Genomic DNA, 16082 nt, shown 5'->3' on the forward strand with positions numbered 1-16082 from the left:
GGAGGTGAACAAATATATACCTGAACAAGCCTCCTAAATACATTTAAGGGCACTGAAAAAGTTTTTGTTTTTAACTTTTTGGTGTCCTTACATTTGATTAGGAGGCATTTCGACTAATCCTCAACTAAACTCAGCTCTCCTCAACTCAATCTCATTCTTATACTAAGCTAATCTGTTCTCACTAGTTGATTACATTTAAATGGTACATAGTAATCAGTTTCTCAACTCGCCTTTAGTCTACTCCGAACTCACTTATTCGTCAAGGATAAGTCAGGTCTCAGCTTAACAGCATCATTCAAATAAATATGTTCAATATCGCTTTGTGATTGGTCAGTATTTACCGTCATCAATACTCGAACACAAAGGGGCAAGCTCTCAGGTACAGGGATTTCTTGAGCACATACGACAGGCACATATTCCCAGCCGTGTAGCTCGCGTAATACTTTTGCTGGAAACGCTTCATTTAAATCTTCTGTAACCGTAAATAATACATGTGCTACCATTTCCGGCTCTAGTTTGTTTTTTGCAATCATTTCATTCACTAACACAAAAGTCTCTTTTGTAATATCTTCAACTGTATTGGCTTGAACAGTTGTAGCGCCTCTAACACCTCTAACCATGTGAACCCTCCATCCGTTCATCAAGAAGTACCCGAATCCTTTCAGGTGGGATATTCACAATTGTAGCTTCTCCCAATTTCTTTAATAGAACCATTCGTATCGTACCAGCTTCTACCTTTTTATCCTTACTCATTGTTTGTAACAAGCGCTCTCGATTTAATGAAGCAGGTATTTTCGTTCGATAACCTAATTGTAAAAACCAATTTTCGTATTGTTCAATATGAAAATTTACATCCAGCATTTCTTCTGATAAGCGCAAAGCAAAAAGCATACCAATCGCAACAGCTTCTCCATGTGTGATCTTCCCATAACCAAGCTGTGCCTCAATTGCATGTCCAAGCGTATGACCAAAATTAAGGTGAGCGCGAATTCCATGCTCCTGCTCATCCTCACTCACTACGTCTGCTTTAACAGAAATAGAGCGGGCAAGCATGTCATTAAGGCGTTCGACTGAAATCGTCTTAAATGATGTCCATTCTCTCTCTAACTGTTTCAGAAATGCCTCATCGCGAATAAATCCATGCTTAATGACTTCGGCAAACCCCGATTTCCATTCTTCTTCTGGTAATGACATTAAACAATCCGTATCATATAAAACAGCTTCAGGTTGATGAAAGCTCCCTACCATATTTTTTCCTAGTCGATGGTTAATCGCTACCTTTCCACCCACACTACTATCGTGAGCTAATAGTGTAGTAGGCATTTGTACGAATCGTATTCCTCGCATATAAGTCGCAGCTACAAATCCAGCTAAATCTCCAACGACTCCTCCTCCAAGCGCAATGACAGCAGACTTTCGGTCAAGGCCTACCTCTAATGCTTTTGATAACACCTGCTCATATACGGAAAATGATTTAGAGGCTTCTCCACTTTCAATGACGTAATCATATACGACTGAAGACTCATCAAAGCTTTGAATAACGTCTTTTAAATAGTATGGACCCACATTAGAGTCAGTCACAATTAATATAGACGAAACCGGTTGTAGTAATTCCTTTAATAATGCACCCACCTGATGTCTTAAACCTGAATCTATTCTCACTTCATATTGTTTAGACACTGTTTGAACTTGAACACTCCCCATTTAAAACGTCCTCGCGTCTTCATTATGACGATTAACATTTTCTTGAATAGTCGGTATTTGATCATGTCCAAACGTCTCTAGTAGTGCATTGGCTACTTCCCATGCAACGACCGCCTCTGCTACTACAGCAGCGGCAGGAACTGCACAACTATCAGAACGTTCGATACTCGCTGCAAATGGTTCTTTGGAGTCGATATCCACGCTTTGTAATGGCTTATAAAGCGTTGGAATTGGCTTCATAACTCCGCGAACAACAATTGGCATCCCATTTGTCATCCCACCTTCAAATCCACCAAGCCGGTTTGTTCTTCGAGAATAACCGTTGTCTTCATCCCACAAAATTTCATCATGCACTTGACTTCCTGGGAGACGTGCAGCTTCAAATCCGATTCCGATCTCGACTCCTTTAAATGCATTAATACTCATAACAGCTGCCGCAATTTTAGCATCTAATTTACGATCGTATTGAACATGACTTCCCAATCCAATTGGAACATTTTCTATGACTACTTCCACGATTCCGCCAATTGAATCGCCATCTTTTTTTGCTTGGTCAATCGCTTCAATCATTCTCAAGCTTGCATCCTCATCTAAGCAACGCACTTGAGAAGCCTCTGAGCGTTCCTTAAGATCTGCAACAGATTCATATGCTGTTTTTTCTGCTTTTACACCACCGATTTCTAATACGTGTCCACCAACTTGGATGTTAAAGGTAGATAATAGCTTCTTAGCTACTGCACCAGCAGCAACTCGTACGGTCGTTTCTCGCGCTGATGAACGCTCTAGTACATTGCGCATATCGCGATGACCATATTTTATTGCACCATTTAAATCTGCATGTCCTGGACGTGGTCTAGTTAATTTTCTTTTAACTTCTTTTTCTGCATCCTCATCAATTGGTTCAGCACCCATTATTTTAGTCCAATGAGCCCAGTCTTTATTTTCTACTACTAATGCGATCGGGGCACCCGTTGTTTTACCATGACGTACACCGCTTAAAATTTGTACTTGATCTTTCTCAATTTGCATACGTCTACCACGGCCATAGCCACCTTGTCTTCGTGCTAATTCGCCATTAATATCCGCTGCTATTAACTCTAACTGCGCTGGAATTCCTTCAATAATTGTCGTCAATTGTGGTCCGTGTGATTCTCCAGCTGTTAAATATCTCATTTTCCTGCCTCCAATGTCATTTCCATTTCTCTTTATCGCTTTTATGCGTTAAATTATAACATGATCTAGACTAACTGTCTCGCACAATTTAAAAGAAAAGTTAAACTTTTCTCATTATTAGAATAAGTAGATCCTTCATACATATGTAGCTGAAGTCATTCTGACTTCAGCACTTTTTTATAAAAAAACGTATCCTCAGTTTCAAGTTGATAGGTGCTAGGATTAAAAATTTGCTCCGTACTGCCAACAAAAAGAACTCCACCCGGTCTTAATGCCTGGCTAAATTTATGGTATAGTTCATTTTTCGCTTCTTCAGTAAAATAAATCATGACATTACGACATACGATTAAATCGAATTGCTGCTGGAATCGATCAGCTAATAAATTTTGTTTTTGAAATGTGACAGTCTTCTTAATATCATCATTTACCTTATAGCCCATTGGCTCTCTAGTAAAATATCGTTCTAAGTAGCTTTTCGGTACTTCTTTTATCGATCGCTCAGGGTAAAATCCCATCTTAGCACGTGTAATAATTTCTGTATCGAGATCTGTTGCAAATACATTCACTTTTGAGATAGGCATAAACTGAGCTAAAATCATGGATAGCGTATACGGTTCTTCACCTGTTGAACACGCGGCGCTCCAAACTTTCAAATTTTTATTTTCATTGTATAGGCGTGGTAAGATCTTTTTTTCTAGCACATTCCACCTGCTTACATTGCGGAAAAATTCTGACACATTTATTGTCATTCGTTCTAGAAATTCATTAAAAAGTTCTTCATTTTTGGTCATTGCTTGATAATATGTTTGAAAAGATGAAAAGCCGCGCTTTTCATATAAAGATGTCAAACGACGTTTCATTTGCGCTTCTTTATACAAAGCTAAATCAATCGCGGTTTTTTTCTTAATGTTTGCTATAAATGTTTCATAATCAGTACCCATTTGTTCTCTCCAGTCTCACGATGTATCAAATAAATTACGTCCAATCAGCAGTCGCCTTTTTATAATCAATTAATTCTGAATCTTGAAAAAAGATGGCTATTTCTCTTTCTGCACTTTCTGTGGAATCAGATCCATGTATAATATTATTAGGCATTTGCGCGGCTAGATCTCCACGAATCGTACCAGGTAACGCTTCTTGCGGATTTGTCTTACCAATCATTAATCTCGCTGTCTTGATCACTTCTGGCCCTTCCCAAACCATTGCAAATACAGGTCCTGATGTAATGAAACGAACAAGCTTTTCAAAGAAAGGTTTTCCTGTATGTTCTTCATAATGTCTCTGTGCCATTGCCTCTGTGATGACCATTAATTTTGCTGCAACTAGAGTAAATCCCTTTTTTTCAAAGCGAGATATAATTTCTCCAATCACATTTCGTTGAACCCCATCTGGCTTAACCATTATGTATGTACGCTCCATAACCTTCTCCCTTTTCCTTATAGATTCTCTCAACAGTATAGCAAATGAAGCTACATGCGACAATATGCCAACCAAGAAGTGTAGCGAATCACTACAGTTCATTCAAAAAGGGTTTACTCTAAAAAGTAAAAGACCTTTTAGGGTAAACCCTTCGTAACTAAAACTTTCTTTTGCCAATGTAAGAGGCAATTTCATATAAATACCTTTTTTCTTTTTGGTTTGGTAATGTCTCTAACGTATCAAAAGCCTTTTGCAAATACTGATCACTTATTTTAATAGAATAAGAAATAGCATCAGTATCCTTAATCATGGCTAGAATATCATTAATTTGATCAGCGTTTCCTTCAATGTCTTGAAAGAATAAATCAATTTTTCTTCGAATATCGGTATGATGGTACATAGCATATAGAGCAGGAAGGGTTACATTTCCTTGTAATAAATCTCCTCCTGCAGGTTTTCCAAGTTGTTTCTCTGTTCCGACAAAATCAAGAATGTCATCTGTTATTTGAAAAGACATTCCAACGTAGTAACCAAATTGATAGAGCTGGTTTTGTATATATGTATTAGCATTTGCAGCGATCGCACCAAGTTGACAACTTACAGCGATGAGAAGTGCTGTCTTACGTTTAATCCTTCTTAAATAAACTCGAAAATTTTGGTTTAAATTATATTGATCTCTAATTTGCTCAATTTCACCTAAACACATTTCCATCATAGCGTTTGAAAGAATTTGATGTATTTTAGGATTATCAAAATAGGTTGAAGTCTCAAGTGCCTTCCCGAAAATAAAATCCCCTGTGTACATGGCAACTCGATTATCCCATTGTGACTTAATGGTTTTCTTTCCCCTTCTTAAATCAGCATCATCAATAACGTCATCATGTACTAATGAGCCCATATGAATCAGTTCTAAAGGCGCAGCAATATGCTTTAGTGATTCAATATCATATAAGCCGAATCGCGCTGCTAATAATACAAATACAGGGCGAATTCTTTTTCCTCCAGCTTTAAGCAATTGAATGGATGCATCTGTTAATACATCATGCTCTGCTTGTACATTTTCTTCAAGTTCATTTTCAATCATTTCAATATCTGCTTGAAATTGCATATAAATTTCTGCTAGCTTCATGTCGTCCACCTTATTTATCTAAACGAATTCATTACGCTTTTCCTTTAATTAGAACATTGAATCACGTTTCATGCAAGTCCCTTTATAATTGAAGTACCGGTTTCCACACATGTAAGTGATCTACAGGTTCACGTATATAGCCTAATTTGTATAATAAATGATAATAGAATCGCAATCCTTCTTGCTCTTTTTGTCCAAAGTCATTACAGAGCTGATCAAAATATTGCTCCCAAAAAGCTTCTGTCCCACCATGTGTTAATAAAATATCTTTTATCATCGGTTTGTATTGATCGTTTTCACTTCTTTTCTTACTAGCTAAAAGAGCTTTATAAAAGCTTATCACTTCATTAGGCTTAGCTTCGATACATTTATTTCGAACGGCAAATACAGCATAAGTCATTGGTAATCCTGTCTGTTCATACCAAATTTCCCCTAAGTCATATACGTACAAGTCCTTTGCTAGTCGACGATTCGCAACAATCGCATCATCACCAATTAACAAACAACCATCATACCATTCTATCATATCGTGAAAATGAGGTCGTACAATTTCGTATGTAACATTTTTATTATAAAAATAACCTAAAATGATTTTTAATAAATGAACAGACGTCTCTGAACTTGAAGTTAGAGCAATCTTTTTGTTGTCTAATTGATCGATTTGATATTTTGAAAATAAAAAGATTGATCGTACTTTCCCATATGTCGTTACAGATAAGTCAGGTAACAGTGAGAAAGTATGTTGATTATTTGCATAAGCAAAAGATGAAATACCTCCAATATCAACCTTTCCATTAGCCATTGCGTCGTTTAATTGTGAGGGTACTTGAGGAACAAATTGATAAGAGTTTCGTTCAAATTGGTTTCGATCTAAATAATAAAAAAATGGCAAAATATTCGTGTAAGAGATTTCTCCAATTGTTAAACTCATAGCTGTTCCCCCCAACGGGTAAATAATGAATGATCCACATCTAAATTATCCAAAACTTTCCCAACGACAAAATCAATTAAATCCTCCAAATTTTTTGGTTGTTGATAAAAACCAGGCATTGCAGGAAGGATTGTTACACCCATTTTTGCTAGTCTTAACATATTCTCAAGATGAAGCTCATTTAGAGGGGTTTCCCTAGGTACGATAATTAATTTTCTTTTTTCCTTTAACATGACATCAGCAGTCCGTTCAAGTAAATTATTCGATGAAGCATGTGCAATGCTTGACAATGTCCCCATTGAGCACGGAATAATAACCATACCATCATTTTTGTATGATCCACTAGCAATCGGTGCAGAGTAATCACGTAAGGAATGATAACATAATAAATGTCGATTTTTGCTGAATATATCATCGATCAACTGTTCTCTATTCCTCACATCGAATTGTAACTCTAAATCGAACACTTGCCATGCAGCTTCGGTTATAACTAAATGTACCTTGTATGATTCGTGCAGCAGCTGTTTAACGAGTTTAATCCCATATTGTGCACCACTAGCACCAGTAATACCGACCGTATACGTTCCTTTTATAAATGGGTCCATATAAGGACATCTCCAATCGCAAATACAAATAAAACAACACTTAATATGCCATTCATTGGAAAGAAAGCTACTTGTACTTTCGATAAATCATTCTCTGAAACAAGTGAGTGTTCATAGACAAGAATGGCACCAGAAATGATCACTCCAGCAAAATAAACCCATCCTAAAGGTGTAATAAAAAACAAGCTTAGGAAGCTTAGAAAACTAACAGTGTGAGACACTCTTGCTAGTAGCAATGATTTTTTTATACCAAATCGACTTGGAATAGAGTATAATCCATGTTCTTTGTCATAATCGGCGTCTTGAGTTGCATAAATGACATCAAAGCCAGCTATCCATAATGCTACAGCCGCGAATAAAAAGTATGCCTCAAAGGGCAATGTCCCAGTTGCTCCTACCCATCCACCTAAAGGCGCAATTCCAATCGTTATCCCTAAAATGAGGTGACAAGCCCAAGTAAATCGTTTCGTATATGAATAAATAACAAGAAAGAAAACAGCAATTGGTAACAAATAAACAGCAAGCATATTTAATTGAAAGGCAGAGAAGAACAGCACAACAAACGAAATAACGATAAATAACCAAACTTCGATTTTTGAAACTAATCCGGCTGGAATAGCTCGTTCTGCAGTTCTTGGATTATGCTTATCTATTTGGGCATCAATTACGCGGTTAAGTGACATTGCTGCACTTCTAGCCCCTATCATAGCAAGAGTAATCCATATCCATTCTGATAATTGTGGGAAATCTCCCCTCATAATAAAACTACCTAGAATTGCTCCTAAAAAAGCAAACGGTAGCGCAAATATAGTGTGTTCAAACTTAATCATTTCTAAGACGATTTTTATTTTTCTTACCAACGTAATCGGCTCCTATCTCTATTCATCCCTCGTCTTTATTCCCATATGCATGGCAGCTACTCCTCCAGAATAAGCCTTCACTTCGACATGTTCAAATCCTGCTTCTTTAAACATTTCCGCAAGTTTAGCGCGATCTGGAAAGGCCATCGTAGACTCTTGAAGCCACGAATACTCTTCGTAGCTTTTTGCAAACATCTTACCAAAAAGGGGCATAATTCTTTTAAAATAAAAAAAGTATAATTGCTTAAATACGGGTATTGTTGGCTGAGACGTTTCTAGGCAGACGGCTTTCCCTCCTGGTTTAACAACTCGGTGCATCTCTGCTAATACTTGCATATAATCAGGGACATTTCGAAGACCAAAACCAATTGTAACAAAATCAAATGAAGCATCGTCATACGGAAGCTCCATTGCATTGCCCAGCACTAGATTAGCTTGATTCAATTGTAGCTGTTGAATTTTTTCTTGACCAATCTTTAACATATTCTCACTGAAGTCTAATCCAATAACTTGTCCATTCTCCCCGACAGCTTCAGCTAATGCAATCGTCCAATCAGCTGTACCACAACAAATATCGAGAGCTCTATTCCCTTTTTGTACTTGCATGATTTTCATCGTATCTTTACGCCAAGCTTTATGGCGTTGAAAGCTAATGACGGAATTCATAAGGTCATATTTTTTATAAATAGATTGGAACACTTGATGTACACGTTCCTCTTTTGTTTGAGACATCTTATTCACCCTCTGCGATATTCTCTAATGTGTCATAACTACTATATTGATCAATATGCCAAATGATAAAAGGCTTCATTGTAGCCGAAGATTCAGTAAGTTGTAACAAACGATCTTTTGACTCTTCTATGAACTTGTCTAAAAATGAGTCACTATGAATAAGAGGTTTAGTTTTATGAAGTCCCCGTAATAAAGCGGTTTGTTCACCATTAAGTGTTAGGTTCTTTTCAATTGTAAGCATTTTGTAGTAGAAGAACTCTTTAATAAGAAGCCTCCATAGTTCAAGGTCGAAATGAGAAGCTACTTGTTGCATGAGCCCAGTTTCGATCATTACGAAAATCTTTTTATACTCATCGATAGATACTTCTTCCTGCTCATAATGGTTCATTTTCTTTTCATTTATTTGTTGAATCGTGTGACTAATCTTTTGAATGAGGGGAACATTCCCATTTTTAGCAAGCAAATGATAGTACATCGCTACATAATAATCACCTGCTAATACGGTTAATTGTCTCTTCTTTTTTAGCACATCCGTATCTACATTTTTTAACGTCACCTCATCATGTATATCCAGACCTGCTTGAACAAGAAGTGTTGATAAGATTAATAAATGCAAATCTTCTTTAGTCATTTTTTTATGTAACATCGCATACATAAAACGGATTTTATCATCATCTACTTCTATGTTTGGTACATAGGATTGTAAATAATGATGCTTAATCGCTTGATTAAACTCTCCTTTAACCTCTTCAACATTTTCTTGAAATAAATATAAACTTCTCATCAACATGTCCCCCAAATTCTGTGTAAAAAATACTCATCTATTTCTCTTAATCGTTCGTATTAATCGTCCCATAACTAGTTTGGATAATAGCATGCCCACGTACTTTCACAGCAGATGTATGTTCAGTGAATTGCGCAATCATTACTTCACCTTTATCAAGTTTCTCCGAATGATGAAAACGCGTGTCAGAGCCTCTCGTTAATCCAATTACGTTAACGCCATTTTCTTTTGCTTTAATAACAAAGAAATCATTTTGGTTACTCATTCTCAACTCTCCTGTCTATCACTTTTCTCAACTATGCTTCTACACAATAGTATCACAAAATTGTTATTTTCGCTGTCATTAGAGCACATGTAAAAATCTTAGCATATTCTCAATTGAAAAAGCAAAAAAGAAAGTAGTAAACATCAAGATGTGTAATGACCTTTAGATCATTATACATACAAATGATTACTACCTTCCATCATCTTCAATATAAAATTTTTTTATAAAATAATCGCAATTAAACCACCTGAACCCTCATTAATAATTCTTTCTAGTGTTTCTTTTAATTTATAACGAGCATTCTCTGGCATGAGTGATAATTTTGCTGAGATCCCCTCTCGTACGATTGAGTTTAACGAACGACCGAAAATATCTGAGTTCCAAATCGAAAGTGGATTCTCTTCAAAATCTTGCATCAAATAACGAACAAGTTCTTCACTTTGTTTTTCTGTTCCAATAATAGGAGCAAATTCAGATTCAACATCGACTTTAATCATATGAATCGAAGGAGCTACTGCTTTTAAACGTACACCGAATCGCGAACCCTGTCTAATGATTTCCGGTTCATCTAGGCTCATGTCTGATAAGGCAGGTGCTGCAATTCCATAACCCGTTTGCTTTACCATCCTTAGTGCATCAGCAACTTGATCATATTCCTGTTTAGCATGAGCAAAATCTTGCATAAGTTGTAATAAATGATCCTTGCCGCGAATTTCTACTCCGACAACTTCTTTCAATACTTGATCATATAAATCATCTGGAGCATATAAATCAATTTCAGCGACTCCCTGCCCCATTTCAATCCCCGCTAATCTTGCTTGATCAATAAATTCATACTCTGTAAAATGGCCTACTACTCGGTCAACATCGCGTAAACGTTTTATATCTTGCACGGTTTCTCTTACTGACTCTTCATAACTTTGACGTAACCAATGATCCTCACGAAGAACCATTACCCAACTCGGTAAGTTCACATTTACCTCGTGAACCGGAAATTCATATAATACTTCTCTTAAAACATTATTAATATCATGGTCAGTCATCCCCTCAATGCTCATTGATAATACGGGGATATCATACTCATCACTTAAGCTTTGACGTAATTGTTCTGTTTCCGGATGATGAGGGCGTACACTATTGACAACCATAATAAACGGTTTGCCGACTTCTTTCAACTCTTCTACTACCCTATGTTCAGATTCCTTATAATCTTGGCGGGGAATATCGCCAATTGTTCCGTCTGTCGTAACAATAATCCCTAGAGTGGAATGTTCCTGAATAACTTTTCTCGTACCAATTTCTGCCGCCTCTTGAAATGGGATAGGCTCTTCATACCACGGCGTATTTATCATTCGTGGTCCGTGCTCATCTTCATAGCCCTTTGCCCCAGGAACCGCATATCCAACACAATCAACTAAACGTATATTAACATCTAATCCATCATCAACATGTACCGATACTGCTTGATTAGGAACAAACTTCGGTTCAGTTGTCATAATGGTTTTGCCAGCAGCGCTTTGTGGCAACTCATCTTGTGCTCTTGCTTTCTCAGATTCATTTTCAATATTCGGGAGTACGACTAGCTCCATAAATTTTTTAATGAATGTCGATTTCCCTGTTCGAACTGCACCTACAACTCCAAGATAAATATCGCCGCCTGTTCGTTCGGCTATATCCTTGAAAATATCAACCTTTTCCACTTGATCCCCTCCCGATCAGTAAAGATTTGAGATTCATCTTCCTACTTCCGTAAACCTTGGACATTACCATTACTATGATGGTGTACAAGGTTTATGACAACAATTTGTATGTAGTAGGTGATCTCACTAAATACCGAGAAGGGGATTCATCACAAAAAGCCCCTTCCTTTGATTATGTATATCAATGAAAAGGACTTAGTAGACCAACTTTTATTATAATTGAATCATTTTTTTCTTAACGACATTTCATAGGTCGGTTCTCCATTCTCATCAAGTACATAAGGTACACTTCTTGCGGGAACAAATGGAGAATGTGTATACAAAATCGGTCGTAGATCTTCGCCTTCATTAAAAGGATGATCATACTCCAATAACATTTGGTAAAGATCAAGTCGATAGTCTATTATAACTTCATGATCATGCGTAAAAAGAAGTGGTAAAAATTGATCGGAATAAGGACTTTGTACAAGTGGTTCTTCGGAAAAACCAAGTTCTTCATAATCTAAAATAAATAACCCATCATCGAATACTTCCATAATAGGAACATAAGTATGGTTCCTTATATAATCATTCACCCTACGGTGATATTGCTGAATAACCGATTGCGGGCGTAAATCAATCACCTTCACTTCAGGTTCCTCTTCTACATTCACTAACGCATATCGAAATACACCACCATTCTCAAAAGCAGTACCAGGTGGTTGCTGTAAATAACGTGGGACCAATTGGTTGAAATCAACCACATATCGATTATATAGCGACGTATGCTCATCAAATGTATAAATGGGTAATACGCCAGAATCTATTTGAAATTGATCTACTGCTAATTGAACAGATTGTAATTGATCAGGATAAGCGATTTGGTTTTCTGCGCGTTGATCATCAGGCAGAAAACAACCTGTAAGTATAAACAAACCGATCATCAAAACTAAAGATTGTATCACTCGCTTCATACCAAGCGTATCTCCTTTAAACTAAACTGTAGCTGTAGGTCCACCCAAAACAATAAGGAAAACAATAATTCCTGCTACGACTAAGCAGACAAATGAAAATGATAACATTATTTTTTGAAACCAACCTGTTAATTTCGTTCTGCTGAAAATAGCCGTTCCTGCTGAGACAAACATGAGAGCAAGAGCAAAAAAAGACACCCACATATTAAACATCGCTTGTGACACTAAGTTCCCCCTCTTTCTGTTGCAGTTTGTCGTTTATTATAGCACAGCTTGTCCAAAAATGAAGTGACAGAGTCGCGAACGATTAAACTCCAAAATGTTGAAGAAGTGGGGGCACACTTCTTCAACATGACGAAACCCTTCGTTTTAACAGCCCTATTATAATGTTCGTTCTTTAAAGTATATGCACATAAATGAAACATGCTTGTGATATTGCCTATAGTAGTGAATTTTACTTTTTATTGAACATTTTAGCAAGTGAAGAGAAGTCAGCAGGCATGTTATTATTAACAATAGCATTGACAATTTGATCTTCTTTTTCTTTCGACACTTCTTTATTAGCGAGCTTTGCTACTTGAGCAACGAGCTGTCGAACGGTTTTTTCATCTTGTAAATTAGCTTGACTAACTGAATTAGCTAGTTTCATAATTTCGTCAGGTTTCACACTCGTTTTCTTTTGAATTTGATCCATAAATGAATCATTTTTCCCAAACATGTTTCGCCCTCCCTCAATCGTATGATCACCATATCATATGCACGACTAGAAAGAAGGTGAGGACGTATAACTAATTAACTTAATCTTCTTTAAATGTTGATTTTATTAAATCGACAGGTAAGTCTTCTACTTCATGCTTTTTCACTCGACCCATTAATTCATCAGCTGCGTCTTGTGGCCTTACATGCTCAAAAAGAACACGGTATAGCGCTGTCGTGATCGGCATATCCACTTGTAGTTTCGTAGCAAGTTCATATGCAGCCTGAGTAGTACGAACCCCCTCGACTACCATACCCATTTCATTAAGAACATCCTCTAATGTTTTGCCTCTACCTAACATCAAACCTGCTCGGAAGTTTCTGGAATGAACACTTGTACACGTGACAATTAAATCTCCAAGCCCTGATAGGCCAGCAAATGTCATTGGGTTGGCACCAAGCTTCATACCAATACGCGCAATTTCTGTTAATCCACGTGTCATAATAGCAGCCGTAGAATTATCTCCTAACTTAAGCCCTTCCGTTAAGCCGCAAACAAGTGCAATAATATTTTTAAGAGCTCCACCGATTTCAACCCCGATCAAATCAGGATTTGTATAAACACGAAAATGCTGATTGAAGAACAAATCCTGAGTATATTTAGAGGCTTGTTCACTATGCGAGGATACTGTAACAGTAGTTGGTTGCCTTCTGCTTACTTCCTCAGCATGACTTGGCCCTGATAAAACAACAACATGTTCTAGAAATGATGAGTTATACATTTCCTCTTCAATCATTTCTGATATACGTTTATGAGATCCAGGCTCAATTCCTTTACTTGCGTGAATAATCGTTACCTTGCTTTGAAGCTTTTCAACCATTTGTTGGATCGTTGTACGAATTGCTTTTGTTGGGACGACCAAAACAACCACTTCAGTACCTTCAAGCGCTTCTTCCATCTTTTCGTAAGCTCTAATTTGTTCAGGTAAGGAAATGCCAGGTAAGTATTGATTATTTGAATGTTTAGTGTTGATTTCTTCTATTTGTTTAGCTCTTCTTCCCCAAATTCGCACATCATGATGATTATCAGCAAGCACCATCGCTAAAGCAGTACCCCAGCTACCTGCTCCTATAACGGTTACTCGTTTCAAATTGTCCACCTCAACTTTGTATTATTTGTTTTTCTGACCGATTTTGCTTTCTTCTCCTGCAACTAGTCGTTTTATATTTGTTTGATGCCTCCAAATCAAGAGAACAGCTATTACCACTGTTAAATACGTATAAGCATCTGGATATTCAAAGAAAACAACCATAAATATCGGTGTTCCAATCACAAATAAAATCGATCCTAATGAAACATATCTAGTAATGAAAATACTGCCGATAGCAATTAGCCCTGCGTATAGTGCTGGTAAAAAAACTAGTGTTGCTAGCACGCCAATCGTTGTTGCAACACCTTTTCCACCTCGAAAACCAAAATAAATCGGCCAATTATGACCAGCTATCGCAGCAAACCCAGCTAATGCAGGGAAGACTCCGCCATCGTCAGGTGCTAACCAATGGCCAAGCCATACAGCAACAATACCTTTTGCAATATCTAAACTAAGTACTAAAATGGCTGGACCGATACCTAATACTCGTAATGTATTAGTCGCCCCTGCATTCCCACTACCATGTTGACGAATATCGACTTTTTTAATTTTTTTTGCTATTAAATAACTAAAGCTTATTGAACCAAGTAGATAACTAATGATAATAACAACGATTAAAGAAATTGCAATGACTCCTTCTCCCATTTCATCTACTCCCTCTAACTATTTTTCTTTCTAGCGATAATTTTAATCGGCGTTCCTTCAAATTCAAACGTGTCCCTTAATCGATTTTCAAGAAAACGCTCATATGAAAAGTGCATCAACTCTGGCTCATTAACAAAAAAAACAAACGTTGGAGGCTCTACTGCTACTTGAGTGACATAATTAATTTTTAAACGACGTCCTTTGTCAGTAGGTGTAGGATTCATCGCAACAGCATCCATGACCATATCATTAAGCACATTTGTAGGAACACGTAGATGGTGATTTTCTGACACTTTTTGAACCATCGGCAAAACCGTATGTAACCTTTGCTTCGTCATAGCTGAAACAAAAAGAATAGGAGCATATGTTAAAAAGAGCAATTCATCTCTTAATTTTTGTGTGAAATTCTGCAGGGTTTTGTCATCCTTATTTACTGCATCCCATTTATTTACAACAATGATTACTGCCCTACCTGCTTCGTGTGCATAGCCAGCAATTTTTTTATCTTGCTCAATAAGCCCTTCTTCAGCATTTATGACGACTAAAACTACATTAGAACGCTCGATTGCTTTTAAAGAACGAAGTACACTATATTTTTCAGTTGCCTCATACACTTTTCCTCGTTTTCTCATACCTGCTGTATCGATTAGTACATACTCTTGCTCATCTTGTGAAAATGCTGTATCAATTGCATCTCGGGTCGTACCAGGAATATCACTTACAATTACTCGCTCTTCTCCTAACATCGCATTGACAAGTGAAGATTTTCCAACATTCGGCCGACCAATTAATGCAATACGAATCGTGTCATCTCCATATGGATCCGAAACTTCTTCGGGAAAGTACTCAATTACCTTATCTAACAAATCACCTAATCCAAGGCCATGAGATCCTGATATAGGATAAGGTGTGTCCATTCCTAATGAATAAAACTCATATAATTGTTCATGCATATCAGGGTTATCGATTTTGTTCACCCCTAATACAACTGGTTTATCCGAACGAAACAGCAGATTAGCTACTTCTTGATCAGCTGAGGTTACACCTTCACGACCATTAACAATAAAGATAATAACATCCGCTTCTTTTATAGCGAGTTCTGCTTGCGCTCTCATCTGTACAAGCAATGGCTCTTCTCCAAGCTCGATTCCTCCTGTATCGATCACATTAAATTCTCTATTTAACCATTCTGCTTTACTGTATATTCGATCACGGGTAACACCCGGCATATCTTCTACAATAGCAATTCTTTCGCCGATCACTCGGTTAAAGATTGTTGACTTTCCAACATTAGGTCTTCCAACAATAGCGACAACTGGATTGGACATACTTGCC

The 16082-nt window shown here is 37.2% G+C and carries 19 protein-coding genes; all 19 read right to left on the reverse strand.

Going from position 1 to position 16082, the window contains the following annotated elements; all coding sequences use genetic code 11:
• Positions 1-248: 248 nt before the first annotated feature.
• Positions 249-620: a chorismate mutase gene (gene aroH / locus MW695_RS12150; RefSeq protein ID WP_247105607.1), complete on the reverse strand. Its 372-nt coding sequence runs from the start codon at positions 618-620 to the stop codon at positions 249-251.
• On the reverse strand, positions 613-1704 hold the full coding sequence (gene aroB / locus MW695_RS12155) for a 3-dehydroquinate synthase (RefSeq protein ID WP_247105608.1): 1092 nt from the start codon (positions 1702-1704) through the stop codon (positions 613-615). Before aroB ends, aroH begins: the two co-directional genes overlap by 8 nt.
• Positions 1705-2877: a chorismate synthase gene (aroC, locus tag MW695_RS12160; protein ID WP_247105609.1), complete on the reverse strand. Its 1173-nt coding sequence runs from the start codon at positions 2875-2877 to the stop codon at positions 1705-1707.
• A 155-nt stretch (positions 2878-3032) separates the two neighbouring features.
• Entirely contained in the window at positions 3033-3818 is a 786-nt protein-coding gene (locus MW695_RS12165) for a CheR family methyltransferase (RefSeq protein ID WP_247105611.1), read from the reverse strand.
• Positions 3819-3852: 34 nt separating this feature from the next.
• Positions 3853-4296, reverse strand: a complete 444-nt coding sequence (gene ndk / locus MW695_RS12170; RefSeq protein WP_247105612.1) for a nucleoside-diphosphate kinase — start codon at positions 4294-4296, stop codon at positions 3853-3855.
• Positions 4297-4453: 157 nt separating this feature from the next.
• Positions 4454-5425: a heptaprenyl diphosphate synthase component II gene (hepT, locus tag MW695_RS12175; RefSeq protein ID WP_247105613.1), complete on the reverse strand. Its 972-nt coding sequence runs from the start codon at positions 5423-5425 to the stop codon at positions 4454-4456.
• Between the two features lie 82 nt (positions 5426-5507).
• Positions 5508-6356, reverse strand: coding sequence for a menaquinone biosynthesis protein (locus tag MW695_RS12180; RefSeq protein ID WP_247105614.1), 849 nt, complete (start codon positions 6354-6356; stop codon positions 5508-5510).
• A complete protein-coding gene (locus MW695_RS12185; protein WP_247105615.1) occupies positions 6353-6961 on the reverse strand; it encodes a UbiX family flavin prenyltransferase in 609 nt (202 codons plus the stop codon). Before MW695_RS12185 ends, MW695_RS12180 begins: the two co-directional genes overlap by 4 nt.
• On the reverse strand, positions 6946-7821 hold the full coding sequence (locus tag MW695_RS12190; protein WP_247105616.1) for a UbiA-like polyprenyltransferase: 876 nt from the start codon (positions 7819-7821) through the stop codon (positions 6946-6948). Before MW695_RS12190 ends, MW695_RS12185 begins: the two co-directional genes overlap by 16 nt.
• A gap of 18 nt (positions 7822-7839) precedes the next feature.
• Positions 7840-8553: a demethylmenaquinone methyltransferase gene (locus tag MW695_RS12195; RefSeq protein WP_247105618.1), complete on the reverse strand. Its 714-nt coding sequence runs from the start codon at positions 8551-8553 to the stop codon at positions 7840-7842.
• Between the two features lies 1 nt (position 8554).
• Positions 8555-9337 carry a heptaprenyl diphosphate synthase component 1 gene (locus tag MW695_RS12200; protein WP_247105620.1) on the reverse strand — a complete coding sequence of 261 codons (783 nt, stop codon included), beginning with the start codon at positions 9335-9337 and terminating at the stop codon, positions 8555-8557.
• A gap of 46 nt (positions 9338-9383) precedes the next feature.
• On the reverse strand, positions 9384-9602 hold the full coding sequence (gene mtrB / locus MW695_RS12205) for a trp RNA-binding attenuation protein MtrB (protein WP_035340146.1): 219 nt from the start codon (positions 9600-9602) through the stop codon (positions 9384-9386).
• Between the two features lie 221 nt (positions 9603-9823).
• Positions 9824-11302, reverse strand: a complete 1479-nt coding sequence (gene spoIVA / locus MW695_RS12210; protein WP_247105621.1) for a stage IV sporulation protein A — start codon at positions 11300-11302, stop codon at positions 9824-9826.
• A gap of 224 nt (positions 11303-11526) precedes the next feature.
• The gene (locus MW695_RS12215) at positions 11527-12255 is read right to left on the reverse strand and encodes a hypothetical protein (protein WP_247105623.1); all 729 of its coding nucleotides are present in this window, start codon (positions 12253-12255) and stop codon (positions 11527-11529) included.
• Positions 12256-12276: 21 nt separating this feature from the next.
• A complete protein-coding gene (locus MW695_RS12220; protein ID WP_247105624.1) occupies positions 12277-12480 on the reverse strand; it encodes a DUF2768 domain-containing protein in 204 nt (67 codons plus the stop codon).
• Positions 12481-12709: 229 nt separating this feature from the next.
• Positions 12710-12949 (reverse strand): stage VI sporulation protein F, encoded by a 240-nt coding sequence (locus MW695_RS12225; RefSeq protein WP_373646501.1) that lies wholly within the window; start codon positions 12947-12949, stop codon positions 12710-12712.
• A 103-nt stretch (positions 12950-13052) separates the two neighbouring features.
• On the reverse strand, positions 13053-14102 hold the full coding sequence (locus tag MW695_RS12230) for an NAD(P)H-dependent glycerol-3-phosphate dehydrogenase (protein ID WP_247105625.1): 1050 nt from the start codon (positions 14100-14102) through the stop codon (positions 13053-13055).
• 21 nt (positions 14103-14123) lie between these two features.
• Positions 14124-14747: a glycerol-3-phosphate 1-O-acyltransferase PlsY gene (plsY, locus tag MW695_RS12235; protein ID WP_247105627.1), complete on the reverse strand. Its 624-nt coding sequence runs from the start codon at positions 14745-14747 to the stop codon at positions 14124-14126.
• 14 nt (positions 14748-14761) lie between these two features.
• Positions 14762-16075 carry a ribosome biogenesis GTPase Der gene (gene der / locus MW695_RS12240; RefSeq protein WP_247105629.1) on the reverse strand — a complete coding sequence of 438 codons (1314 nt, stop codon included), beginning with the start codon at positions 16073-16075 and terminating at the stop codon, positions 14762-14764.
• Between the last annotated feature and the right edge of the window lie 7 nt (positions 16076-16082).

The organism is Halalkalibacter sp. APA_J-10(15) (assembly GCF_023017105.1).
Classification (GTDB): Bacteria; Bacillota; Bacilli; order Bacillales; family Bacillaceae_D; genus Halalkalibacter.